Here is a 22,956-nt window from a genome sequence, read left to right on the forward strand (position 1 = left end):
TCTACTCTGCACATCAATAATAGCAAGATTACGGACAAAAAGCACTTATAAATTTCAAATATGCAATTTTAGTATTCTATATTTTTTATAAAAATGGCCCCCGTCCTAAAGGGCGGGAGCCATTAAACCTAATTATCCTCAAAAAGCGAGTTGTTCCACCGCTTCATCTCCGCTCTGACCATAAACCAGCCTAGGACACCTCCACCTACGTCGACGATAGGGAAAGTCGCCCAAACCCCGTCCACCCCAAAGAAAGGGGGCAGGAGAAGCAATGGGGGGAGCAGGAAGAAAAACTGCCTGCAAAGGTTAAGAATTATGCTCTGTTTAGCCTTACCCAGGGCCTGAAAAACGAAACCCGATATGATAGCGATCCCAGCCATAGGAAGGCCTAGATAGCCTATTCTCATGGCCCTGACGGTCATCGATATCAGTTCCTGACTGTCCTTGTTAAAGAGCATGGTTAGCTGTCTTGGAAAAGCCTGGGCCACTATCAAGGAACAGATAAAGAAACCTACCGCAGCACCCATAGCCAAGTAGACCGTTTTTCTGACCCTTTCAAAGTTGCCCGCACCGTAGTTGTAACCGATGAGAGGCTGTGCTCCCTCCCCTATTCCGATAGCCGGCATAAAGAGAATACTGTCCAGGCTGAAAAATATACCCATAGCGGAGATGGCCATCTCCCCTCCCAAGCGACTGAGGGTCCGGTTAAACAGGATCATCACCATGACGAAAAACATCTCCATCATAAAGGGAGAAAAGCCCACCGCCGCCATCTCCGTCAGGATGGACCTATCGGGCCTGAACGCCGAGCGGACGAAACGAAGCTGTCCGACACCTCTGACGTAAAAAGCTATAACCCAGCAGGCCGCCCCAAACTGGGCAACCACCGTCCCGAGAGCCGCTCCTTTAACGCCCATCCCCATCTTGACTATAAATATCCAGTCGAGGACGATATTAGCGAAGGCCCCTAGAATCAGGGTCCCCATAGCGTACCTTGGATGCCCTTCCGCACGGATAAAGTAGTTGCAGCAAAAGCCGATAAGCTGAAAAGGGACTCCCCACAGGACTATGGACATATAGTCCTTAGTCATAGGCATTATGATAGGGCTAGCACCGCAGAGCCTCATCAGGTCGTCCATAAAGGTAAAACCTACGGTAACCACAAGCACCGACGAAACCACCATGGCGATGAAGCCGTTGCCCATGACCTTTTGAGCCCTCTCGGGGTTGCCCGCTCCTAGCCCCCGGGAGATCTGAGACGACGACCCCACCCCTATTAATATACCTGTGGATATTATCAACAGAAAAAACGGGAAAGCCACGGTGATAGCCGCTATTCCGTTAGGTCCTACCGCATGGCCTATAAACATACGGTCCACTATGTTGTACAATGCACTTGCCACCATTCCCACGATTGCGGGAATGGAGAACTGGAGCAGAAGACGGCCGATAGGCTCGTATCCCATCCGTTCAGAACGTTCTACCGATGTCATTGCTTGAAAACCTCCGTGATCACAAAAACTGTCCGCCTATTGTAGAGCAACTGGCATAAAATAGCTATTTTTCTCCAGACAGGCTACAATATGCGGATACATTGAGTATCGGGACATTATCGCCTTTCCCCAAGGGAAAGGTCAATAGACATATGAAGGAGGAAACAAAAATGATAGCCATAACAGGAGCCAATATATACACCGTATCGTCGGGAAACATAGAAAACGGGACGGTTATCGTCGAAGGCAGGACAATTTCTGCGGTGGGAAATAACCTGGAGATTCCATCAGGCGCCACGGTTATAGACGGAAGGGGCTGCACCCTCACGCCGGGCCTTATAGACGCCCACACCCACATAGGGACCTGCCCAGAGGGTATGCCCTACACCATGACCGACGAAAACGACATGACAAACCCCTCCACGCCCCAGCTCAGAATACTGGACTCCATATACCCTTTCGACGAGGCCTTCGAGGAGGCCAGAAAGGGAGGGGTCACAACCGTACAGGTCCTGCCGGGAAGCGGTAACGTCGTCGGAGGACAGGGAGCGGTCATAAAGACCTTCGGCCTGGTGGTGGACGAAATGGCCGTAGCCTCCCCATCGGGAATGAAAGCCGCACTAGGGGAGAACCCCATAGGGGTCTATAAAGAGAAGCACCAGATGCCCACCACCAGAATGGGCAACGCCGCCTGCATGAGGGCGACCCTTCAGGAGGCGGTCAACTACAAAAGGCAGAAAGACCACAACGAGAACAAGAAGGACGACGACAAAGAGCCCTTCGAGGTAAAGCTCGACATGGAGGCACTCCTTCCGGTGGTGAACGGCACCATGCCCCTGAGAGTCCACTGCCATAGGGCCGACGACATAGCCACGGCTATCAGGATAGCGGAGGAATTCGACATAAAACTCACTATGGAGCACTGCACCGAGGGACACCTCATAGCGGATTTCCTGGCGGAGAAAAAGGCCATGGCGGCGGTAGGGCCGACCTTAGGATGTCGGCCGAAGATAGAGCTCCGTCACATGACCTGGGACACGCTAAAAGTCTTCGCAGACAAGGGGATACATTTTTGCATAATAACCGACCATCCGGTAACCCCGGTCCACACCCTTATGACCTGTGCGACGATGGCTCACAAGGCGGGACTGACCAGAGAACAGGCTCTGAGGGCGATCACCCTCTCCGCGGCGGAACACCTCGGTCTTGAGGACAGGCTAGGCTCTATAGAGCCGGGCAAAGACGGAGATATGGTCCTTTGGAAGGGAGACCCTTTCGACACCAGGACCGAGGTCAAATCCACACTAATAGACGGCAAGGTAGTTTACGACGCATAAATATAACGAGGGCCGACTTAAACGTCGGCCCTCGTTATATTTATGCACCAGACCTAATCAATCGTCGAGGAGGAAGCAGGCGACCTGGTGGTCCGACTCGACCTCTTTAAGGAGGGGTTCCTCCACGCTGCACCGGTCGGTGGCGTAGGGACAGCGGGTGTGGAAGCGACATCCTTCAGGAGGATCGATAGGAGAGGGTATATCCCCTTTAAGCTCCACCCTGTCGACCTTTATGGTGGGATCGGGGAGTGGAATCGCCGACATAAGGGCCTTGGTGTAGGGGTGAAGAGGGTTTGAGAACATGGACGCCTTGGAGGTTATCTCCACTATCTTCCCCAGGTACATTATGGCTATCCTGTCGGAGATGTGTTTAACCACCGAAAGGTCGTGAGTTATGAACAGATAGGTCAATCCAAGATCCTGCTGGAGATCCCTGAGCTCGTTGAGCACCTGGCTCTGAATGGAGACGTCCAGGGCGGACACCGGCTCGTCACAGACGATAAACTTAGGATTGAGGGCCAGGGCTCTGGCTATACCTATACGCTGCCTCTGACCGCCGGAGAACTCGTGAGGATGGCGAAAACGGTGCTCTGGCCTGAGCCCCGCCTTGACTATCACGTCGGTGACGTATCGGTCCAGTTCCTTGGCTCCCTTGGCTATGCCGTAGAGCTTTACCGCCTCTCCGACTATCTCTTTTACCGTCATACGGGGATTAAGGCTGCCGTAGGGGTCCTGGAAGATGATCTGGATGTTCTGTCTCACCTTACCGGGATCTTCCTTTAGCATCTGGCCTATCTCCTTGCCCTGGAAGTAGACCGAACCGGCGGTTGGCTCCAGAAGATGCATCAGGGTACGGCCGGTGGTGGACTTACCACACCCCGACTCTCCGACGACCCCCAGCGTCTCTCCCTCCCTTATGGAGAAGGAGACACCGTCCACCGCCTTGACGTGATTGACAACCTTTTTAAATATCCCTTTGCGGATGGGAAAGTATTTTTTCAGCCCCTCCACTCGGAGAAACTCTTCACGACTGGATACGCTCATTCCTCTGCCCCCTCTCTCTCGGCACTGTCCTCGTAAAGCCAACAACGGACCTTGCGATTTCCCTTGAGGAGATAGAGGGGAGATTCCTCCCTCACGCATCGATCCATACAGCGGTCGCAACGGTTGTGGAACTTGCATCCCCCGGGGAAGTTAAGGGGACTGGGGACGACGCCGGGAATTACGTCCAGCCTCTCCCTGTCCGAGTCCATTCTAGGTATGGACCTGAGAAGTCCCTGGGTATAGGGGTGCTTAGGGGTTCCGTAGAGAGGCTCTACGTCCGCCTCTTCGACGACCTTACCTGCGTACATGACTACCACCCTCTGGGCCATCTGAGCTATGACCCCAAGGTCGTGGGTTATGAACATAATGGCCGAGTTCAACCTCTCCCGCAGCTCGTTCATCAGATCCAGTATCTGAGCTTGAACCGTGACGTCCAAGGCGGTGGTGGGCTCGTCGGCTATGAGCAGTGCGGGGTTGCAGGCCAGGGCCATAGCTATCATCGCCCTCTGCCTCATCCCCCCGGAGAGCTGGTGAGGGTATTCGGTCACCCTCTGTTTGGGCGAGGGAATGCCTACCAGATCGATCATCTCCACCGCCCGGTCCAAAGCCTGACGATCGTTCATGCCCTGATGAAATCTCAGAGGCTCCATTATCTGCTCCCCTATGGTGTAAACCGGGTTAAGGCTGGTCATTGGCTCCTGAAAGATCATGGAGATATCGTTTCCCCTGATCTTTCTCATTTCAGGCTCGGAAAGGTCGAGGAGATTTTTACCGTTCATCAAAATCTCTCCTCCTGCGACTCTGCCGACAGGTTTAGGGAGGAGCTGCATTATGGACAACGACGTAACCGACTTTCCACAGCCCGATTCCCCTACTATCCCTAAAGTCTTTCCGGGCTCTATGGAGAAAGAGACTCCGTCAACCGCCTTGACGGTTCCGGCGTCGGTGTCGAAATAGGTTTTCAGGTTTTTAACTTCCAGCAATGCCATAGTGGATCCCTCCTACCTCTTCAGCCTGACGTCCAGAGCGTCTCTGAGACCGTCTCCGACGAAATTGAAGGCCAAAACGGTGTACATAATGGCCATACCGGGGAAAATCGCCCACCACCACTGGCCGGTTGCCAGGTATTTCTGGCCGACGGAGATCATCAGTCCCCAGCTGGGCATCGGGGGTTGAGCTCCAAATCCCAGGAAGGCCAACCCCGCCTCCACCATGATGATGCTTCCCAGCCCTAAGGTAGCCTGAACTATTACCGGGGCTACGGCGTTAGGAAGTATGTGGGAGAAGATAATTCGCCTAGTAGGTATGCCTAGCGCTCTGGCTGCCTCGACGTACTCCCTTTCTCGGAGGGATATAAATTGAGCTCTGGTTATCCTAGCTACAGGAACCCAGGTAACCAGCCCGATAGCCACAAAAACCACCATCATACTGGGGTTATTGAACACCGCTATAATCGCCAGGACGAAAAGGAAGAAGGGAAAGGCGAAGACCACGTTTATAAGCCAGGAGATAGCATCGTCTATCTTACCTCCAAAAAATCCCGCCATAGCCCCTAGTGGGATACCTATCAACAGGGAAACTATGGTGGCAAAAACGCCTATCTGAAGGGATATCCTGGCTCCAAAGATAACCCTGCTGAGGATATCCCTGCCGTACAGGTCGGTCCCCATGAGGTGTTTCATCGACGGAGCGGCCAGTTTAGCGGCCTTACCTTCGGTCCATATTAGCTGTTTAAAGGGATCGTAGGGAGCTATGTAGGGAGCGAAAAGGGCTATCCCCAGGAGAATCAGCACCATTACCAGCCCGATCATGGCCAGCTTATTTCGGCTGAACCTTACCCACGCCTCATACCATAGACTGCCGTGCTTACGCTCTTTAGTTGCCTCCGGTGCTTTATCGTTGGTAGTCATTTCGGGCCTCCTAATCGTAGCGAATTCTCGGGTCGAAGAGACCGTAGGATATGTCGACTATCAGGTTGGCGAAAAGGAATATGAGTGCCATGAAGATAACCGTTCCCCTGATCATAGGGAAGTCCCTAGCCACTAGGGCCTCAACGGAAAGCCTGCCAACCCCGGGCCAGGCGAAGATAGTTTCGGTGAGCACCGCACCGGAGAGTAGGGAGGCTATCTGGGTTCCCACTATGGTCACCACCGGTATCATGGCGTTTTTGAGGGCGTGTTTCATGACCACCACGTTGCCCGATAGTCCCTTAGCCTTAGCGGTCCTTATGTAGTCCTGGTTGAGAACTTCGAGCATACAGGAACGGGTGAGACGGGCGGTCAGGGCACCGGGCCTGACGCCTAAGGTGATAACCGGCAGAATTAGGTATCTCCAGGAACCGTCGCCGTAGCCGGCACCAGGCAGCCATCCAAGGCCATAGGCGAAGATAAGCAACAGCAGAAGCCCGACCCAGAAGACCGGCGCACTGACCCCTGCTATAGCTATTATCATCGCCGAATAGTCGAAAACCGAGTATTGCTTCACCGCCGAGACTATCCCGGCGGCCACACCTATAACCGTCCCCAGGATCAGAGCCCAGAGGGCCAGTCTAGCGGTAGCTCCAAGCCTTCCCATAATGGCGGTAGAGACCTTCTCGTTGGTCCTGTAGGACGTTCCGAGGTCTCCTTTTATAAGCTGGGTCATAAAGTTGATGTATTGTTTGTGAAGAGGAAGATCTATCCCGAGGTCCTGCCTTATCTTAACCAGCGTCTCAGGATCACCTCTTTGCCCCATGAGTATCATCGCCGGATCTCCAGGAACGACGTTCACTAAGATAAACACCGCCGTAACTACGCCCCAGACAACGGGGATAGTGTACAGAATTCGCCTCATAATGTAACTAAACATCGGGCACCTCCAATCTTTAGATAGAGAAAAATAAGATTTAAGTTCGCTTTTGGTCTCTAACCCTATTCGGTCAGAGAGCCCCGATCGCCTGCCAGGTCCCGTGATTATGCAATCCCCTCACCTCCGAAACACTGTTTGAACATAAGTTACAAAATCCCCTATCCTCAGACAAAAGCCTCAAGCACAAAAAAGCATTTACCGCTATTTTCCAGCATAAGAAAGCAACAAGCCTCAAGTTAGAAATGCTCAACAACAACGCTTTAGCTCAAGGAAGGGAACTCTTAGTTCATTATACATCTAATTTGCCCGATAAGCATCTACTTTTGCAACCTGCCCTATTGCCCAGATGGTCAACTGACAGTATACTCACAATGGATACTCAAGACGGATATTTATCGCCTGAATAAACCGCTCGACCTAAGGGAGGCCGCAAAAGCGGTCTCCCTTTTTACGCATCTAAACAGAGAGGACGATGTAGAGTGAAAAGCAAGGAAAATATCTCCAAAGAGGACATCCTAAGATTTAAGTTCCTGGGAAGCCCCAAAATATCCCCCACAGGAAGTCACATATGCTTCCTCCTGTCCACCGCCAACTTAGAGGACAACCGCTACGACTCGAACCTGTGGATCCAGGAGATAGGGACTGGGAAAAGCTACCCCCTCACCACATCGGGGAGAGAAAAAGCCTTCTGCTGGACCAAAGACGGATCTATAGCCTTCGTCAGCGGCAGGAAAGGCCCCGCCAAGGGTACGTCGGAGCTGTTTACCATAGCCCCCTCCGGCGGAGAGGCCCGCTCTATGGGCAAGGTGGAGGTCTCGGTCTCGTCTATCGCTCATATGGGAGGTGATAGATATCTGCTCTCCGCCTCCGACCCCAGAGAGACAAAGCCCTTGGAGGGAGCGGACTACATGACCTTCACCCAGGTGCCCTTCTGCTCCAACGGCAAGGGCTACACAGGGCAGAGCAGAAACGGTCTTTACTCATACATATCCGGCGGAATCGCTGAAAGACTCACCCCCGACGATCTGGACGTAGACCGATTCAGGCTATCGAAGAACATGGACAAAGCCCTGATAACCGGCAGAGAGTACACCGACGTAAAGCCCCTATTCTCAGGTCTCAGAGAGCTCGACCTTGCCTCGGGAAAGCTCGATGTCCTCCTGCCGGACCAGGGATTCGACTGCCGCTGTGCCGACTATCTAGGGGACAAAATAGTCCTGACCGGCTCGGACCTGTCCAAGCACGGGATAAACCAGAACGCATCGTTCTTCTGCCTGGAGGGAGGGGAACTGAAAGAGATCACCCCGGGGTTGGACAGGGGACTCAGAAACTCCATAGGCTGCGACTGTAGGTATGGCACCTCCGACATGAACCTGGCATTTTTCGTCGACGGTGGATACATCTGGTTTGTGTCCACCGACAGGACCAGGTCCAACCTCCACAGATTAGATCTGGACGGCCATATTGAGCGGATAACTAAGGATCTTTCGTCGGTGGACGACTACCACGTCTTTAATGGCAAGATCGCCATCGTGGGCCTTAAAGGACTGGAGCTTCAGGAGCTTTACTCTATCGAGGACGGCGAGGAAAAGGCCCTGACTTCCTTCAATAGCTGGTTCTCCGAGGAGAGAGAGCTATCTCGACCGGAGGCCCTTGAAAGCCACGCCGACCCGGCCTGGAACATAGACGGATGGGTGATGAAGCCAACAGGATACGAGTGGGGAAATACCTACCCCGCCGTAGTTCACGTCCACGGCGGGCCGAAGACCGCCTTCGGCGACGTATTCTTCCACGAGATGCAGCTTTGGGCGGCCAGAGGCTACGTGGTGGCCTTCTGCAATCCCAGGGGAAGCGACGGAAGGGGCAACGACTTCGACGACATAAGGGGAAAATACGGCACAGTGGACTACGACGACATAATGGCCTTCACCGACAAAGTCGCCGCCCTGCCCTACGTGGACGAGAGCCGTATGGCCATAACCGGGGGGTCTTACGGAGGCTATATGACCAACTGGGTTATAGGCCACACCGATCGTTTTAAGGCGGCGGTATCCCAGAGGAGCATATCCAACTGGGTCTCAAAGGCGGGGATATCGGACATAGGATATTATTTCGTCCCCGATCAGCAGGATGCAGACATATGGGAGGACGTCGAAAAACTGTGGTGGCACTCGCCTCTAAAATACGCAGACCGGGCAAAGACGCCGACGCTGTTTATCCACTCCGACGAAGACTATCGGTGCGAACTATCCCAGGGATTACAGATGTTCACCGCCCTGAAACGGCACGGTGTCGAGAGCAAGATATGCGTTTTCAAAGGGGAAAACCACGAACTCAGCAGGAGCGGAAAGCCTAAAGAGAGGTTGGCCAGACTGGAGGAGATATGTCTCTGGTTCGACCACTATCTTAAGGTTTAGCCGAGTCTAAAGGGTGGGGTAAATCGAGCTATCGATTTACCCCACCCTTTCTTTGTTGGCTATGATTTAAAACCCTTGCCCACTCTGATACAATGGAGAATATAGTCTCAAAACAGAAAAGGACAGAGAGGAGATGAGGTCATTGGAGGAGAAAATCAGGGTATTGATAATCGATGACTCACCTTTTATCCACAAGACGATAAAGAAAGCTCTGGCGGATAACGAGGGAATCGAGGTAGTGGGGACAGCGGAAAACGGCCGTATAGGCCTCGACATGGTCGAGAGCCTGAAACCCGACATAGTGACCCTTGACGTAACCATGCCGGTGATGGACGGTCTGGAAACCGCCGAGGAGATGGCGAAGACACACCCCTCGGTGAAGGTCATAATGCTCAGCGCTATGGGAGACAACGACCTGGTGACCAAGGCCACCTCTTTAGGGGTCAAGCACTTTCTGACCAAGCCCTTCGAGTCAAAGGACCTCCAGAAGGCCATATTCAACGTCCTGCGGGAGGCGTAGCCATGTCGGAGGACAAAAAGGCCCTGGTGATGCAGGCTATCTGCGATGGATTTTTATCCATCGCAAAGGATCTGGGTGAGAGGGACTTCTCTCCCCAGTCCGATGACCAGCCTATAGGGCAGGACAAAATCGCCGTAATACTGAGTATGATATCGGAAGACGAGTCCATGAGAGGCCGTTTTCTCTTCGAGGGAGACGCCGCCCAGATAAAGGACCTGGCGGAGGGTATGAACGGCGAGACCCTGTCGGACAGGGCGGAGGTGTTTTTCTCCGTTGGGGAGTTCGCCAACATGGTCTGCGGCAAGGCGGTCACGGTGGTGAACAACGCCTATAAGGGCACCAACTTCCGGCTGACGCCACCGGCCATATTCTCCGGCACCAACATGGAGATAACCACTCCCTCGGTTCAGAGCACAGAGCTAAAATACAGCGGCCCGGTGGGGCTGGTCCGAATAGACGTAGGGTTTGAGGGGGTGTAGCCGGTGGAGCTTAGAGAGACCGTCCCTATAGCGGTAAAAGAGACTTTGGCTATGTTTAACCTGTCCGCCCAGGACGCAGGTGAGATGGAACAGGGCAGTCTGACCTCCGCCAACCAGGTCAACGTCCTCATAGGGCTAACAGAGGGCCTGAGGGGCAACCTGATGATAGGGCTATCCAGATCCCTCGCTATGACCATAGCTTCCGGCATGATGGGAGGCATGGAGGTAAAGGAAATGGACGTGATGGCCCGGTCGGCCATAGGGGAGCTGGGAAACCTGGTGTCCGCGTCGGCGGTGCTTAAGATGGAGAGGGAAGAGACCATCCAGATATCCCCTCCGACGGTGGCCATCGGAGACAGGATGTTCCTCATGATAAGCAGGGCTCCCTCGACGGTAATCCAGTTTCAGGTCGGATCGGAGAGGCTCGCCATAAGATTCGCCCTGGAATAGGCCAAGACCCTTAGGAAAGGGGGGATCAGCCATGGCCAACGACCCAAAGGACCTGGTGGACGACATAATAGGAGGAGACGAACAGGACTCGGAGTTTCTCCAGGACTTCCTGGTGGAGACGAGAGAACACCTGAGCTCCATAGAGATAGCCGCCCTGGAGCTTGAGAGCGGAGGGGACATGAACATAGTCCACAGTATCTTCCGCTCCTTTCACACCATAAAAGGACTGGCGGGCTTTGTGAACCAACCTCTGGTCCAGAAGATAGCCCACAGGACCGAGACAGTCCTGGACGGATGCAGAAAGGGGACCGTTCCCCTGGGAAAAGCGGTGGTGGACGGCATACTGGCCTCCTCTGACCTCATCTCCCGGATATGTTCGGACCTCAACCTGCTGAAAGACCAGGGATTTACCGCTCAGATAGAGGCCCATCTCCGTTATATGGAGAGCAAGGACTGGAGCGAGGTAGAGGAACCACGGGAAAAAATCCCCGGCAAGATAGGGGAGGTACTGATCAGTCAGGGCAAGCTGGATAGGGAAAAGGTAGAGGCTCTGCTTAAGTCCCAACAGGAACATCACCCCGACCTCAAGTTCGGCCAGGTGGCGGTTAAGGAGGGAGCCATAGCCCCCGATCAGGTGGTTCAGTCCCTCAGATCCCAGGAGACACCACAGGCTCCTCCGGAGGAAAAGGAGGTCCAGGAAAAGCCCGCCGCAACCCAACAGCACCATCCGACAGGAGACCAAGTCAGAATACCGACGTACAAGCTGGATAACCTGGTCAATATGCTAGGAGAGCTCCTCATAACCCAGTCCCAGGTGGAGCAGGAGGCCATCTCCCGGTTTGGTGCTAACGACAGCCTGGTGTCCCATCTACTCAGGATGTCCAGGATAACCAAGGAGATCCAGAACACCTCCATGTCCCTCAGCATGATATCCCTTAAGACGACCCTCCAGAAGATACAGAGGATAGCCAGGGACACCGTCCAGGAGCTGGGCAAGTCGGTGGACTTCAAAGTATCCGGCGAGGAGACCGAGATCGATCGAGGGGTAGCGGAGAAGATACTGGACCCTCTGGTACACCTGGTAAAAAACGCCATATCCCACGGAATAGAGCTGCCGGAGGACCGAGAGGCCAAGGGGAAACCCAGAACCGGCACGGTGTCAGTGGACGCCTACAGCAAAAGAGGCAGCGTCTATATAGAGATATCCGACGACGGCAAAGGCCTTGATCCAGATCTGATCCTCCACAAGGCCATAGAGAAAAAGCTGGCTGACCAGTCGAGAAACTACAGCGACGACGAGATACTGAGCTTTATCTTCCTGCCGGGCTTCTCCACCCTCCAGACCGCCAACAACATATCCGGTCGAGGGGTAGGAATGGACGTAGTCAGGACGGAGATATCCAAGACCGGAGGCAAGGTGGAGATTAAAAACAGCCCCGGACAGGGATGCTCTTTCGTCCTGAAGATCCCCATAAACATGGCGGTATTGAACGGCACGGTGCTGGACATACTGGGAGAGCACTACATAATACCGACCCTCAACGTCAAGCAGATACTCAAGCCCGAGGAACACCAATGGATATCCGTAGGCGGCAAAGAGATAATGCTCAAGGTCCGAGAATCGGTCATACCTATGGTCCCTATAGCCGCCATCTTCGACAAGGAAGAACAGTTCGACAGAGAGTTAGACGGAGAGCTGATGGTCCTCATAGAGCTGGAACATCAGATTAAAGCCCTTCCGGTCCGGTCGGTAATAGGGAGACAGGAGATCGTTGTGAAGCCACTGGGCAAAGAGTTTGGATCCCTGGAGTTTGTATCAGGAGCGTCCATTCTCGGAGACGGCAAGGTCTCCCTTATACTGGACGTAGAGGCCCTTTTCAGAGACGGAGGTGAATCAACTTGGAGCAACTCAGCGGCAAATATCTGACCTTTTCCCTGGGTAAGGAGGAGTACGGAATCCCTATAGGCAGGGTTAAGGAGATTATCGGAATGATGGAGATAACCGAGGTACCTAGGACGCCGTCCTTCATCCGAGGGGTAATAAACTTAAGGGGGAAGATCATCCCCCTTATGGACCTACGGCTCAAGTTCGGCCTCCAGGAAAAGGAGTACACCGAGCGGACCTGTATCATAGTGGTCGAGATGATAGGCGAGGAGCGGTCCATCCAGATGATGGGAGTGGTGGTCGACATGGTCTCCGAGGTGGTCAACATAACAGAAGGGGAGACCGAGGCCCCCCCTCAGTACGGCGGCGGACAGGTCCGCTTTCTGGCGGGAATGGGCAAGGTTAAAGGCAAGGTTGTCATGCTTCTGGACGTTCATAAAGTGCTGGACGACCAGGAAATGGCCATGATCAAGGAGATAAAGGGGGCGTAGGGTATGTTCAAGAACGCAAAGCTCGCCGTAAAGATATCCTTCGGGTTCGCTATAGTCCTTTTAATAGCTATCGTCATAGGAAGCCTGGGGATATTCAACATGAAAAACGTCCAAAAAGAGGCCACCGAGCTGGCGGAGATGAACGTCCCGGAGATCGACGTCGCCAGCCGGATGGAGAGACGGGCCAGAGAGACCATGTACGAGATAAGGGGCTACGGCTACACGGAAAACGAGACCATGCTCACCGCGGGCAAGGCCCACTTAACCAGACTGATAGAGCTTTTCGGTGAAGGGCAGGAGCTGGTATCCCGGTATCCCCAGGGTCTTAAGAACTTCGGAGAATCGGCCCAGACCGCCAAAAGACACGCCGAGACCTACCTCCAGCTCGTCGATGAGACCGAGTCAAACGTCGCCCAGATGAACCGCATAAGGGCCAGCATGAACGACGCAGCGGGTAGCTTCATCCGAGCCACCTCCGATTATCTGGACAACATGAACCGAAAGATGGACGACCATATAACCTACTCGGACGTCTCGGCGATAAAGGGCAGGATAGCCAAGATAAACGACGTAAACAAAGTGCTTGACCTGGGCAACGAGGTCCGAATAGCCACCTGGAGGAGCTTAGCGGAGAGGGACGTCAAGGGAATCAGAGACGTCCTGCCTAACTTCGACAAGATGGACTCTATCCTCGCCGCCTTGAGGTCCAACACCACCGAGCAGGAGGACCTGAGGAGCCTCGACCAGATCGGCCAGCACGCCAGACAGTACGGCACCTACATGACCCAGCTGGCCCAGGCCTTCGAGCACCATGACGTTCTGGCCGCCAAAAGGGTAGAGACAGGGGACTTTATACTGGCCTTAGCGGATCAGGAGGCCAGACACGGAATGGACAGCACCGTCAAGATAGCCAACGGAGCGGTCTCCAGTTTGTCCAGCGCCTCAACGGTGCTGGTGATAGGGCTTATTGTGGCGGTTATAGCAGGATCGCTTTTAGCCTTCGTCATAACCTTAAGCATCACCAAGCCTATAGGTAGAATATCCCAGATACTCTCCGAAGGGGCCAGCCAGGTGGCGTCGGCTTCGGGCCAGCTTTCGGAGGCCAGCCAACAGCTGGCGGAGGGAAGCTCGGAACTGGCTTCGTCAATAGAGGAGACCTCGGCGACGCTGCAACAGTCGTCCTCTATGGTCAGACAGAACAACGAAAACACCAAACAGGCAGCAAGCCTCTCCAAGCAGGCCATGGAATCCGCCGAGGGCGGCAACAGAGAGATGAACCAGATGATGGTCTCTATGGGAGAGCTCAAAAAATCCAGCGACGACATAGCCAAAATAATAAAGGTCATAGACGAGATAGCCTTCCAGACAAACATACTGGCCCTCAACGCAGCGGTAGAGGCAGCCAGAGCGGGAGAGGCGGGAATGGGCTTTGCTGTGGTAGCGGAGGAAGTTCGTAACCTTGCCCAAAGAAGTGCCCAGGCCGCCAAGGACACCGCTTCGATCATAGAGACCAACATCGAGCTGTCCCAGGCGGGAGTGGCGGTGGCGGAGAAGGTGAAGACCTCCCTTGAGGAGATCTCCACAGGGTCCAGAAAGGTCAGCGAACTGGTGGACGAGATAACCGCCGCGAGCCAGGAGCAGGCCCAGGGGATAGAGCAGATCAACAAGGCTATCCTACAGATGGACCAGGTAACCCAGAACACCGCGTCGAACGCCGAGGAGAGTGCGTCCGCCTCTGAGGAGCTAAACGCCCAGGCTGAGAGCATGAACGAGGCGGTCCAGAACCTGATAGCCCTCATAAACGGCGCAAAAGGGATGTCTCAGTCTCTGGCTATAGCCCCTCCGGCATACGAGCACAAACAGTCGAAGAGACAGGCCCCAGTTCATACACAAAAGCCTAAGATGACCACAAAGGCCAGACAGCCTAAGCCCGACTCATCCCACGTGGTTCACCCCGAGGACGTTATACCTCTGGAGGACGACCTTCAGGATTTTTAAGGTGAAGCCATGAACCCAAAGTCCATGACCGATAACCAGTTCCTCAAGTATCAGGATCTCATATATCGCCGGCTTGGCATACTCTACAAGGAAGAGAAGAGGGACATGCTTCTAGGCAAGGTATCGAAGCACATGAGGACCATGGGGATAGAGAGCTACGATCAGTTCTTTCAGATCATACGGTCTGCAGGGGAAAGCGATAAGGCATGGACCGACCTGGTGGACGACATCACCATACACACCACCAACTACTTTCGAGAGAGAAACCACTTCGACTATATCTCCCGAAACGTGGAGACCATAATCAAGAACAATCCGAGAATAGCCCAGAGGGCGGAGGTCCGAGGATGGAGCTCCGCCTGCTCCACCGGAGAGGAAGCCTACACTCTGGCCATGGTCCTTAAAGACTGTATGGGAGAGAGGGCCGTCCCTAAAATCCTGGCCACCGACGTCAGCAAAGGATCGATGGCAAAGGCCATAAAGGGAGAGTACCGAAAGGACATCCGGCGAGACGTTGACCCTTTGATCCTACAGAGATACTTTATCCGAGTGGGGGAGAACTACAAAGTCAACAAGGATATAAGGAGATTTATCACCTTCAGGAGCTTCAACCTGGCGGATAACTTCCCCTTCAGGGACACCTTCGACCTGATATTCTGTAGAAACGTCATGATCTACTTTTCGCCGGAGATGCAGCAGTCGCTGCTCAACAAACTGTACAGGGCCCTCACCCCTGGGGGGCTGCTTTTCATCGGTCATTCGGAAAGCCTCATAGGAAAGGTCCACCGATTTCAGTACATCCAGCCTACGGTGTACATGAGGTAGCCTTAAAGATCCAAGAGGAAGGAGGAGATAGTCCGTGAAAATCCTGGTTTTCGAGGACGACCCGGTATGCGCCACGGTCCTCAGGGAGATAGTGCGTCCCATGGGTGACTGCCACGTGGCATACGACCCCTGCGACGGAGTGGAGCTGTTTAAAAAAGCTCTGGAGGATGGAGTTCCGTACGACTGCGTTTTTATGGACATTATGATGCCAAAAATGGACGGCCATCAGGCCCTCAACGAGATAAGGAAGGAAGAGGCTAAAAGGGACATATGGGGGCTGGACTCGGTGAAGGTCGTCATGGTGACCGCCCTTGGTGACTTCGACACCATAAAAAAATCCTTCAGAGGACAGTGCGACGGGTATCTTGTAAAGCCTATCAGAAAAAAACAGGTTTTTCAGATACTGCGAGAGCTGGAGATTCTGGATGATAGGGAGCCCTAACGGCATCGCAGAGAATACCGCAATCGACAGCTACTACCTCCAGCCGGGGTACATCTTCGTGAGCAGGACGCCCAGCACTATCAGGACGGTGCTGGGCTCCTGCGTATCGGTGTGCCTATGGGACAGAAAGAAGAGATGGGGAGGGATGAACCACTATATATACTCCAGACCATGGAGCGGACAGAGAAACGCCCAGTTTGGCTCCATATCCATACCCTATATGGTAAAGATGGTGCTGGACCAGGGGGCGTCCAAAGCGGACCTCGCTGCCCACGTAGTTGGAGGGGCCCAAAACCCCCATCTAGCGAAGGAGATCGGCAGGGACAACGCAAAGGTCGCCCTGGAGATCCTTGGAAGGTGGTCCATACCGATATTTATGGAAGATACCGGAGGGGAGCGAGGAAGAAAGGTCATATTCAACACCGGCACAGGGGATATTTCGGTTCAGATCATGTCGGGACCGGAGAGGACGAAAGGGAGGATTTAGCCATGTCAAAGAGTACCATAAAGGTGCTGATAATAGACGATTCCGCCCTCGTCAGAAAGATCTTCACCGAAGAGCTCTCCAGGGATCCGTCTATAGAGGTTGTAGGCACCGCCCCCGATCCCTTTATAGGGAGGGACAAGATAATCCAGCTAGAGCCCGACGTGGTCGTGCTGGACGTGGAGATGCCCCGCATGGACGGCTTGACCTTTTTGGAGAAACTCATGAAACACAAGCCTATACCGGTCATAATCGTCAGCTCTCTGGCTAAAGAAAGCTCCGACGTAGCCATGAGGGCCATAGATCTCGGGGCCATCGACGTTATGTGTAAGCCCGGGTCCTCCTATTCGGTAAAAGACATGGGGGAACAGCTGGCGGAGAAGATAAAAGCGGCCAGCCAGGCTAGAAGACGACCCTACACCCCGCCAGCGACTGTCAAGAGGCCCACCGCCATGACAATAAGGACCACCGACAAGGTCATCGCCATAGGGGCGTCTACGGGCGGGACGGAGGCCATAAAACAGGTCCTCACAGCGTTGCCTGGAAACATGCCCCCGATAGTGGTGGTCCAGCATATGCCCCAACACTTCACAAAATCCTTCGCCGAGCGACTGAACGAGCTCTGCGACCTGGAGGTCAAGGAGGCGGAGAACAACGAACCTCTTACCTCCGGAAAGGTCCTGCTCGCCCCGGGAAACTACCACACCGTGGTGAAAAGGAGCGGTGCTACCTACTACGTAGAGGTGAAAGGAGGGCCTCTGGTCTTTCACCAGAGGCCCTCGGTGGAGGTCATGTTCAGCTCGGTGGCCCGATTCGTCGGCAGAAACGCCATAGGGGTCATCCTCACAGGAATGGGCAAAGACGGAGCGGAGGGCCTGCTCGAGATGAGACAGGCGGGGGCCTGGACCATCGCCCAGGACGAGAGCACATCGGTGGTATTCGGTATGCCTAAAGAGGCCATAGCCCTAGGAGGGGTATCGGAGGTGCTGCCTCTTCACCATATAGCCTCTGCCCTGATTAAAAGGCTGTCCTAACGGTCACAGAGAGTCGGCCATCTGCTCCCTCATGGAGTAAAGGCCCTCAAGGGCCGAAGCGGCCTCCTGACGCAATCGCCTGAACAGGGCGGAGGCCTGTTCCTTATCCCCACTCCTAGCGGTTTCCTCCAGCAAAGAAGCGGTCTCCCTGGCCTCCCAGGCCGCCAGGGAGCTCAGCATACCTTTCATCCTGACAGCCCCTTTCTCTGCTCCATCCCAGTCCTCCATACCGATAGCAGCGTAGGTCAGATCGGATATTCTGGGAAACTCCGACTCAAAAGATGAAATTATCCCAGCCAGTATCTCCAGATCTCCCCCGATAAGGTCCATAAGCTCGTCCCTGGCGATCGGATCGCCGGAGGGCAGAGGAGGAGGAAGGACAGCACGATCCCGGGATTTCCCCGAGGGGACCATCCTCTCCAGTGCATCCGCAAGCTGCTTCGGCCTGACCGGCTTAGGCAGATAGCCGTCCATTCCGGCTGCCAAACATCGATCCCGATCGTCCTGGGTGACGTGGGCGGTCAGGGCGACTATCGGAACGTGAGCGCCGGACCGTCTCTCCCTCTCCCTTATACGCCTGGTGGCCTCCAGGCCGTCCATCTCGGGCATCTGGATATCCATCAGCACACCGTCGTAGGAGGTCGTGGACAGGGCCAGAAGGGCCTCCTTGCCGTTGGCCACCGCGTCGGACCTATAGCCCAGCTTTTCCAGGAGCCTGATTATGACCTTACGGTTTGTCATAGTGTCCTCGACGACCAATATCTTAGGCGATCTCCCTCTCCTGATCGGGAGCGATTCGGACAGAGACTCCCTCAAAGGCCACGACGGGATAATTCCGTCCCTCACAACCTTAAGGGGAAGTTTTACGGAAAAGATCGCACCCTGTCCCTCGTGAGACTCTACCTCTAGAGTTCCTCCCATTAGATCGACCAGTTTTTTCGATATCGCCAGGCCAAGCCCTGTACCTCCGAAACGCCTGGTGGCCGAGGGATCCGCCTGGGTGAAAGGTCGAAATAGATCGTTTATCTTATCCTCCGATACGCCTATACCGGTGTCCGACACGTCGAACCTAAGCATCTCCGTTCCCTCGGTATCTCCCATAGGAGCAGAGGTTACGATCAGTGAGACGTAGCCCTCTTTGGTGAACTTTATCCCATTGGAGAGAAGGTTTAGCAGGACCTGCCTGATCCTCCCTGGATCTCCCTCCACCACGATAGGTACGTCCGGGGCGACCCCACCCATGAGCTCCAGCCCTTTTTCCCGGGCCTGATGGCTGACGAGGTCGAGGGTTTCCTCCACCATCAGACCTATATCGAAGGGGAACCTCTCCAGGGAGAGCTTTCCTGTCTCTATCTTGGAAAAATCCAGTATCTCGCTGATTATCTCGAGCAACGCCTCTCCGGAGGATGCTATGGTCTTTACGTAGTCCTTCTGCTCCTCGTTCAGTTCGGTGTCCCAGAGCAGATGGGCCATACCGATCACCCCGTTCAGAGGGGTCCGTATCTCGTGGCTCATGTTGGCCAAAAAATCGCTTTTAGCCTTCTCCGCCGCCTCCGCCGATAACCTGGCCTGTATGAGGAAATCCTCAAGACCCTTTCTGGAGGATATATCCTGAAAGACCGTGGCGAACTCCAGGTCTCCTACCTTGTAGGCGTTTACGGCGTAATATCTGTCCAGAGGAGGGGAATACTGCTCAAAGGATATAGGCTCTCCGGTCAGTACGACCTCGCCGTAACGGCGGATAAAGTCGGTCTTCTCTACGCCTGGCAAAACCTCGGTTACCTTTTTCCCCAGGATCTCGTCCGCCTTAAGGCCGGTGTGGACCTCAAAGGCGGGGTTTACCTCCAAAAACACGTAGTCCACCGGTTCTCCTCTATCGTTCAGGATAATCCTGTGAACCGCCACTCCGTTAAAACTCTCCGCAACAAGTTTCCTGGAGCGAACCTCGCTTTCCCGGAGGGCTTCCTCGGTCTCCCGCTTGAAGATCACCCCTCCTATAAGATCCACCGCCGTGGAGATAAGGGATACGTCGCTATCGCTCCATTTTCTGGCCATCGAGGAGTCGAACCTCATTACCCCCAGCGGAACGGAGCCCTTGCCTACCATAGGGACGCATAGCATGGCCCCGATGCCCTGAGCCATGAGGAGGGTTCGATCACACCGATCGTCCCAGGCTGACAGGTCCTCCACCGAGACGAACTCCCCTGAGGCAAGGCAATGGCATCTATCGGGAAGACAGTTGGTCACAGGGGAAGTACCCTCTCTGCACCACTGATGGCATAGGATCACTCCTTCGTTATGGGCTCGAAAGATAGAACATCGATCCAGATCGAAAATGGCACCTAGCCCACTCAACGCATCATCCAGGGCGCAGGAAAGGTCGTCGTCTGGCATGGTTGCGAACCTTGAAGCCATCCGAGATATAATTCCCTGAAAGGCAAGCTGGAACTCTTTGAACTTCCTGGACCTGTAGGATTCGGAGACGTCTCTGAAGATGAGCACCACCCCGGAGATGTCGCCGTATTCGTCCAGCACCGGGGTCGCCCTGTTGGCTATATGTACCGAGCCTCCATCCAGGGATAGGAGAATCGTATCGTTTGATAGATCGACGGCCAACCCTGTAGAGAGGACCTTATTAACCGGATTATCGACCGCCACACCGTCTTTTCTGTAGACCTTAAACACCGAGTCGATGGGCTGCCCGATAGCGTTGCCATCTCTCCAGCCTGTGAGATCCTCAGCGACGGGGTTGATCTCGGTGACGACCCCGGACGTATCGGTCCCAATGACTCCGTCACCTATGGATCTCAGCACCGCAGCGAGCCTTTTTTCCGACATCTCCACCGATAATCACCTCTCTCTATCGTAGATAATAGCACGAAAGGACAGCGCTTTAAAATGACCGAGGCGGCTCCCAATATGTGGGAACCGCCTCGCCAAAGGAGCCTTCATATTTAGGTTTAGGGCAAAAATCCCCAAACACCCCTTACATTTTTTGAGTTATACCTTGAACTGGCTTAGATGCCGTCTCATCTCCTCCATTCCCTCAAGGAGTATTTGGGACTGAGACTCCACCGACTCGAAAGCCCTCTGGGCCTCCTCGGTGAACGAACCTATTCCGCCGAGCCTCTCCACTATGTCGGAGGTCCCCTGGGCTATGCTGTCCACGGCGTTGGCCATCTCGGTGCTGGACATGGATTGGGCGGTGCTGAGCTCGGAAACCTCGTTCATGACGCCGTCCACAAGCCTTATCTCCTCCATGCTGGACCTAAGTTTGTTCTGAAGCTGGCCGGTTCTCTCCACCACCAATTTAAGGGCTTTTTCCTCCTCCACCGTTCCCTGGATGGAATCCTGGGCGTGTGAGGCAAGGGTCTCTATAAGAGATGAAATCTCTCCGGCGGACTTGTTGGACTCCTCGGCGAGCTTACGAACCTCCTCGGCGACCACCGCAAAGCCTCTGCCCGCCTCACCGGCTCTGGCTGCCTCGATGGCGGCGTTAAGGGCTAAGAGGTTGGTCTGGTCCGCTATGCCAGTTATAGCACCGACAAATCCGGTTATAGATTCCACCGCACCGGCTAAGGCGGAGATCCTTTCCCTGTTTTTCTGCGACCTGAGGCTGACGCCGTTTATCTCCTCGACGACGTCGTTCATCTCTTTAGCCACTTCCTTGGTGAAACCGAAGGTCTTAGCGGACGCGGAGACACCTCTCTCCGAGGCACTTGCCACCGAGGACGCCGTCGCCGCCATCTCCTCGACGCCGGCGTTGGACTCCTCCACCGCCGCCGCGTTGGTCTCGGAAAGGCTGACTATCTCCTCTACCGCCTCTTTTACCCTGTCGATAGAGCCCTTGGAGCTACGGGACAGGTCGGAAAGGGTCTCAGAATCGTGGCCCAGCCTGCTGGCGATGGCCATGACGTCCTCGATAAGGTGGGAAAGCTTCTCCATAAACTGGTTCATAGAGGAGCCTAGGCGACCGACCTCGTCGGTGGTGCTGATGCCTATCCTGACGGTGAGGTCTCCCTCTCCCTCCCCTAGATCTCGAACCACGTCGGTCATTTTTCTAAGAGGAGAGGCGACCCTCAGCAGCAACAGGACGTTTAGGATCAGGACCCCTGTAAAAACCGCCACCGCTATGAAAGCGATCCTACCGGTTATGGAGCTCTGGGTCTGAGCGGCCTCGGAGCTGAAAGAGGATATAAGCTGATCCTTTGTGGCTACGCTGGCGAGCCTCAGATCCTCAAGATAGGCTATATTGAGGCCAACCTCCACCGACCCTATTCTCTTGCCGTCGTGCATGATAGGCGCTTCAAAGGCTTTAACCGAATCTCCTGCTTTGACCTCTCCGGCGAGAGGAGAGCCTTTATCGTCGTATATGACCGAGTAGGAGACGTTCGGGACGCTCAACATCCCCTCGGCGTACTCGTTAAGGGCGGCGTCGTTGAAGTCCCACAGAGGCCCGGCGGAGATCCAGGCCAGATAGGTAGACATGGCACGGCCATAGCCATCAGCGGCCCTCTCGTCGCTCTCGTTTTTGTTCTTAATGTCGTCGTTGAGCATCCTCTCGGCCACGGCTTCCACCGACTGGGACATTCTGTCCACCCCTTTGATGGCCACAAAAGCCAGAGAGCCTGCCAGAACGATCATGCTTAAAGCGATCAAAACACCTAGTTTTGAGACGATGCTCTTAGACATCCAAAAACCTCCCATCGTAAACTCGATAACCTTAAGAAAAAAATCCTAGATAGATATATCGTTATTGTACATCAGTTCGACTAAAAAATCTCTAGGGATAGGCAAAAATTGGAATTATCTCTGTCACCCTGATAGAATCGTCTCGAGCACAGAACGGAGGTAGCGTAGATGATAGACAGAGAGGACCTTATGGAGATAGTGGACAACGACGACGAGATCCTGTCGGAGCTGATTCTAGCCTTCGACGAGGACTACGACCCTATCGTAAAAAGACTGGAGGTCACGATAGCCGAAGGTGAGTTGATACACCGAACGAGGGACGCCCATAGCCTAAAGGGAATTTTCAGCACCCTCGGCGCCTCGGAGGCCAGGGATATAGCCGCCAAGCTCGAGACAGCCATGAAAGAAGGCGATCTCCCTGCATCCGAAGCCCTCCTGGGAGAGATTCTGAAGGCGGGAGAGGCGGTTAAGACGGAGGCGAGAGATATCCTATCGGACCTCAGAGGTTAAAAAGCCCC

General features: G+C 54.3%; 20 protein-coding genes. 13 read left to right on the forward strand and 7 right to left on the reverse strand.

The window, feature by feature from the left end; all coding sequences use genetic code 11:
* Positions 1 to 128 precede the first annotated feature (128 nt).
* Positions 129 to 1,493: an MATE family efflux transporter gene (locus tag B9Y55_RS04880; protein WP_085544250.1), complete on the reverse strand. Its 1,365-nt coding sequence runs from the start codon at positions 1,491 to 1,493 to the stop codon at positions 129 to 131.
* Between the two features lie 170 nt (positions 1,494 to 1,663).
* On the opposite strand from B9Y55_RS04880, the gene B9Y55_RS04885 reads away from it, so the two are divergent.
* Positions 1,664 to 2,830 (forward strand): amidohydrolase, encoded by a 1,167-nt coding sequence (locus tag B9Y55_RS04885; RefSeq protein WP_085544251.1) that lies wholly within the window; start codon positions 1,664 to 1,666, stop codon positions 2,828 to 2,830.
* Positions 2,831 to 2,887: 57 nt separating this feature from the next.
* Here the strand turns inward: B9Y55_RS04885 and B9Y55_RS04890 are convergent, their stop codons facing one another.
* From B9Y55_RS04890 to B9Y55_RS04905, 4 genes are read right to left on the reverse strand one after another with little or no spacing between them, the layout of a single operon-like run.
* Positions 2,888 to 3,874, reverse strand: coding sequence for an ABC transporter ATP-binding protein (locus tag B9Y55_RS04890; RefSeq protein WP_085544252.1), 987 nt, complete (start codon positions 3,872 to 3,874; stop codon positions 2,888 to 2,890).
* Positions 3,871 to 4,863 carry an ABC transporter ATP-binding protein gene (locus B9Y55_RS04895; protein WP_085544253.1) on the reverse strand — a complete coding sequence of 331 codons (993 nt, stop codon included), beginning with the start codon at positions 4,861 to 4,863 and terminating at the stop codon, positions 3,871 to 3,873. The genes B9Y55_RS04890 and B9Y55_RS04895 overlap by 4 nt, the downstream gene beginning before the upstream one ends.
* A 12-nt stretch (positions 4,864 to 4,875) precedes the next feature.
* Positions 4,876 to 5,784 (reverse strand): ABC transporter permease, encoded by a 909-nt coding sequence (locus B9Y55_RS04900; protein WP_085544254.1) that lies wholly within the window; start codon positions 5,782 to 5,784, stop codon positions 4,876 to 4,878.
* A gap of 10 nt (positions 5,785 to 5,794) precedes the next feature.
* The gene (locus B9Y55_RS04905) at positions 5,795 to 6,721 is read right to left on the reverse strand and encodes an ABC transporter permease (protein WP_085544255.1); all 927 of its coding nucleotides are present in this window, start codon (positions 6,719 to 6,721) and stop codon (positions 5,795 to 5,797) included.
* A 479-nt stretch (positions 6,722 to 7,200) separates the two neighbouring features.
* On the opposite strand from B9Y55_RS04905, the gene B9Y55_RS04910 reads away from it, so the two are divergent.
* The 11 genes from B9Y55_RS04910 (at position 7,201) to B9Y55_RS04960 (ending at position 17,746) form a co-directional block, all read left to right on the forward strand.
* Complete coding sequence (locus B9Y55_RS04910) at positions 7,201 to 9,138, forward strand: alpha/beta hydrolase family protein (protein ID WP_234986134.1); 1,938 nt, start codon at positions 7,201 to 7,203, stop codon at positions 9,136 to 9,138.
* Between the two features lie 133 nt (positions 9,139 to 9,271).
* A complete protein-coding gene (locus B9Y55_RS04915) occupies positions 9,272 to 9,658 on the forward strand; it encodes a response regulator transcription factor (RefSeq protein ID WP_085544256.1) in 387 nt (128 codons plus the stop codon).
* Positions 9,659 to 9,660: 2 nt separating this feature from the next.
* The gene (locus tag B9Y55_RS04920; RefSeq protein ID WP_143340814.1) at positions 9,661 to 10,137 is read left to right on the forward strand and encodes a chemotaxis protein CheX; all 477 of its coding nucleotides are present in this window, start codon (positions 9,661 to 9,663) and stop codon (positions 10,135 to 10,137) included.
* A 3-nt stretch (positions 10,138 to 10,140) separates the two neighbouring features.
* A complete protein-coding gene (locus B9Y55_RS04925; RefSeq protein WP_085544257.1) occupies positions 10,141 to 10,587 on the forward strand; it encodes a chemotaxis protein CheX in 447 nt (148 codons plus the stop codon).
* Positions 10,588 to 10,618: 31 nt separating this feature from the next.
* The gene (locus B9Y55_RS04930; protein ID WP_085544258.1) at positions 10,619 to 12,514 is read left to right on the forward strand and encodes a chemotaxis protein CheA; all 1,896 of its coding nucleotides are present in this window, start codon (positions 10,619 to 10,621) and stop codon (positions 12,512 to 12,514) included.
* A complete protein-coding gene (locus B9Y55_RS04935) occupies positions 12,487 to 12,963 on the forward strand; it encodes a chemotaxis protein CheW (RefSeq protein WP_085544259.1) in 477 nt (158 codons plus the stop codon). Before B9Y55_RS04930 ends, B9Y55_RS04935 begins: the two co-directional genes overlap by 28 nt.
* A 3-nt stretch (positions 12,964 to 12,966) precedes the next feature.
* Positions 12,967 to 14,961: a HAMP domain-containing methyl-accepting chemotaxis protein gene (locus B9Y55_RS04940; protein WP_085544260.1), complete on the forward strand. Its 1,995-nt coding sequence runs from the start codon at positions 12,967 to 12,969 to the stop codon at positions 14,959 to 14,961.
* Positions 14,962 to 14,970: 9 nt separating this feature from the next.
* Positions 14,971 to 15,786: a CheR family methyltransferase gene (locus B9Y55_RS04945; protein WP_085544261.1), complete on the forward strand. Its 816-nt coding sequence runs from the start codon at positions 14,971 to 14,973 to the stop codon at positions 15,784 to 15,786.
* 34 nt (positions 15,787 to 15,820) lie between these two features.
* A complete protein-coding gene (locus B9Y55_RS04950; protein WP_085544262.1) occupies positions 15,821 to 16,228 on the forward strand; it encodes a response regulator in 408 nt (135 codons plus the stop codon).
* Positions 16,212 to 16,715: a chemotaxis protein CheD gene (locus B9Y55_RS04955; protein ID WP_085544263.1), complete on the forward strand. Its 504-nt coding sequence runs from the start codon at positions 16,212 to 16,214 to the stop codon at positions 16,713 to 16,715. Before B9Y55_RS04950 ends, B9Y55_RS04955 begins: the two co-directional genes overlap by 17 nt.
* Before the next feature lie 2 nt (positions 16,716 to 16,717).
* Complete coding sequence (locus tag B9Y55_RS04960) at positions 16,718 to 17,746, forward strand: protein-glutamate methylesterase/protein-glutamine glutaminase (protein WP_085544264.1); 1,029 nt, start codon at positions 16,718 to 16,720, stop codon at positions 17,744 to 17,746.
* A gap of 3 nt (positions 17,747 to 17,749) precedes the next feature.
* Here the strand turns inward: B9Y55_RS04960 and B9Y55_RS04965 are convergent, their stop codons facing one another.
* Positions 17,750 to 20,584, reverse strand: a complete 2,835-nt coding sequence (locus B9Y55_RS04965) for a GAF domain-containing hybrid sensor histidine kinase/response regulator (RefSeq protein ID WP_234986136.1) — start codon at positions 20,582 to 20,584, stop codon at positions 17,750 to 17,752.
* A 162-nt stretch (positions 20,585 to 20,746) separates the two neighbouring features.
* Complete coding sequence (locus tag B9Y55_RS04970) at positions 20,747 to 22,438, reverse strand: methyl-accepting chemotaxis protein (protein ID WP_159448237.1); 1,692 nt, start codon at positions 22,436 to 22,438, stop codon at positions 20,747 to 20,749.
* A gap of 168 nt (positions 22,439 to 22,606) precedes the next feature.
* On the opposite strand from B9Y55_RS04970, the gene B9Y55_RS04975 reads away from it, so the two are divergent.
* Entirely contained in the window at positions 22,607 to 22,948 is a 342-nt protein-coding gene (locus B9Y55_RS04975) for an Hpt domain-containing protein (RefSeq protein WP_085544267.1), read from the forward strand.
* Positions 22,949 to 22,956: the final 8 nt, after the last annotated feature.

Source organism: Dethiosulfovibrio salsuginis (assembly GCF_900177735.1).
Taxonomy (GTDB): domain Bacteria; phylum Synergistota; class Synergistia; order Synergistales; family Dethiosulfovibrionaceae; genus Dethiosulfovibrio; species Dethiosulfovibrio salsuginis.

What these genes read in the sequence shown, in the direction of transcription:
- B9Y55_RS04880 (WP_085544250.1), bottom strand. Translation starts at nt 1,493, where the DNA reads ATGACATCGGTAGAACGTTCTGAACGGATGGGATACGAGCCTATCGGC.
- B9Y55_RS04885 (WP_085544251.1), top strand. Translation starts at nt 1,664, where the DNA reads ATGATAGCCATAACAGGAGCCAATATATACACCGTATCGTCGGGAAAC.
- B9Y55_RS04890 (WP_085544252.1), bottom strand. Translation starts at nt 3,874, where the DNA reads ATGAGCGTATCCAGTCGTGAAGAGTTTCTCCGAGTGGAGGGGCTGAAA.
- B9Y55_RS04895 (WP_085544253.1), bottom strand. Translation starts at nt 4,863, where the DNA reads ATGGCATTGCTGGAAGTTAAAAACCTGAAAACCTATTTCGACACCGAC.
- B9Y55_RS04900 (WP_085544254.1), bottom strand. Translation starts at nt 5,784, where the DNA reads ATGACTACCAACGATAAAGCACCGGAGGCAACTAAAGAGCGTAAGCAC.
- B9Y55_RS04905 (WP_085544255.1), bottom strand. Translation starts at nt 6,721, where the DNA reads ATGTTTAGTTACATTATGAGGCGAATTCTGTACACTATCCCCGTTGTC.
- B9Y55_RS04915 (WP_085544256.1), top strand. Translation starts at nt 9,272, where the DNA reads ATGAGGTCATTGGAGGAGAAAATCAGGGTATTGATAATCGATGACTCA.
- B9Y55_RS04920 (WP_143340814.1), top strand. Translation starts at nt 9,661, where the DNA reads ATGTCGGAGGACAAAAAGGCCCTGGTGATGCAGGCTATCTGCGATGGA.
- B9Y55_RS04930 (WP_085544258.1), top strand. Translation starts at nt 10,619, where the DNA reads ATGGCCAACGACCCAAAGGACCTGGTGGACGACATAATAGGAGGAGAC.
- B9Y55_RS04940 (WP_085544260.1), top strand. Translation starts at nt 12,967, where the DNA reads ATGTTCAAGAACGCAAAGCTCGCCGTAAAGATATCCTTCGGGTTCGCT.
- B9Y55_RS04945 (WP_085544261.1), top strand. Translation starts at nt 14,971, where the DNA reads ATGAACCCAAAGTCCATGACCGATAACCAGTTCCTCAAGTATCAGGAT.
- B9Y55_RS04955 (WP_085544263.1), top strand. Translation starts at nt 16,212, where the DNA reads ATGATAGGGAGCCCTAACGGCATCGCAGAGAATACCGCAATCGACAGC.
- B9Y55_RS04960 (WP_085544264.1), top strand. Translation starts at nt 16,718, where the DNA reads ATGTCAAAGAGTACCATAAAGGTGCTGATAATAGACGATTCCGCCCTC.
- B9Y55_RS04965 (WP_234986136.1), bottom strand. Translation starts at nt 20,584, where the DNA reads ATGTCGGAAAAAAGGCTCGCTGCGGTGCTGAGATCCATAGGTGACGGA.
- B9Y55_RS04970 (WP_159448237.1), bottom strand. Translation starts at nt 22,438, where the DNA reads ATGTCTAAGAGCATCGTCTCAAAACTAGGTGTTTTGATCGCTTTAAGC.
- B9Y55_RS04975 (WP_085544267.1), top strand. Translation starts at nt 22,607, where the DNA reads ATGATAGACAGAGAGGACCTTATGGAGATAGTGGACAACGACGACGAG.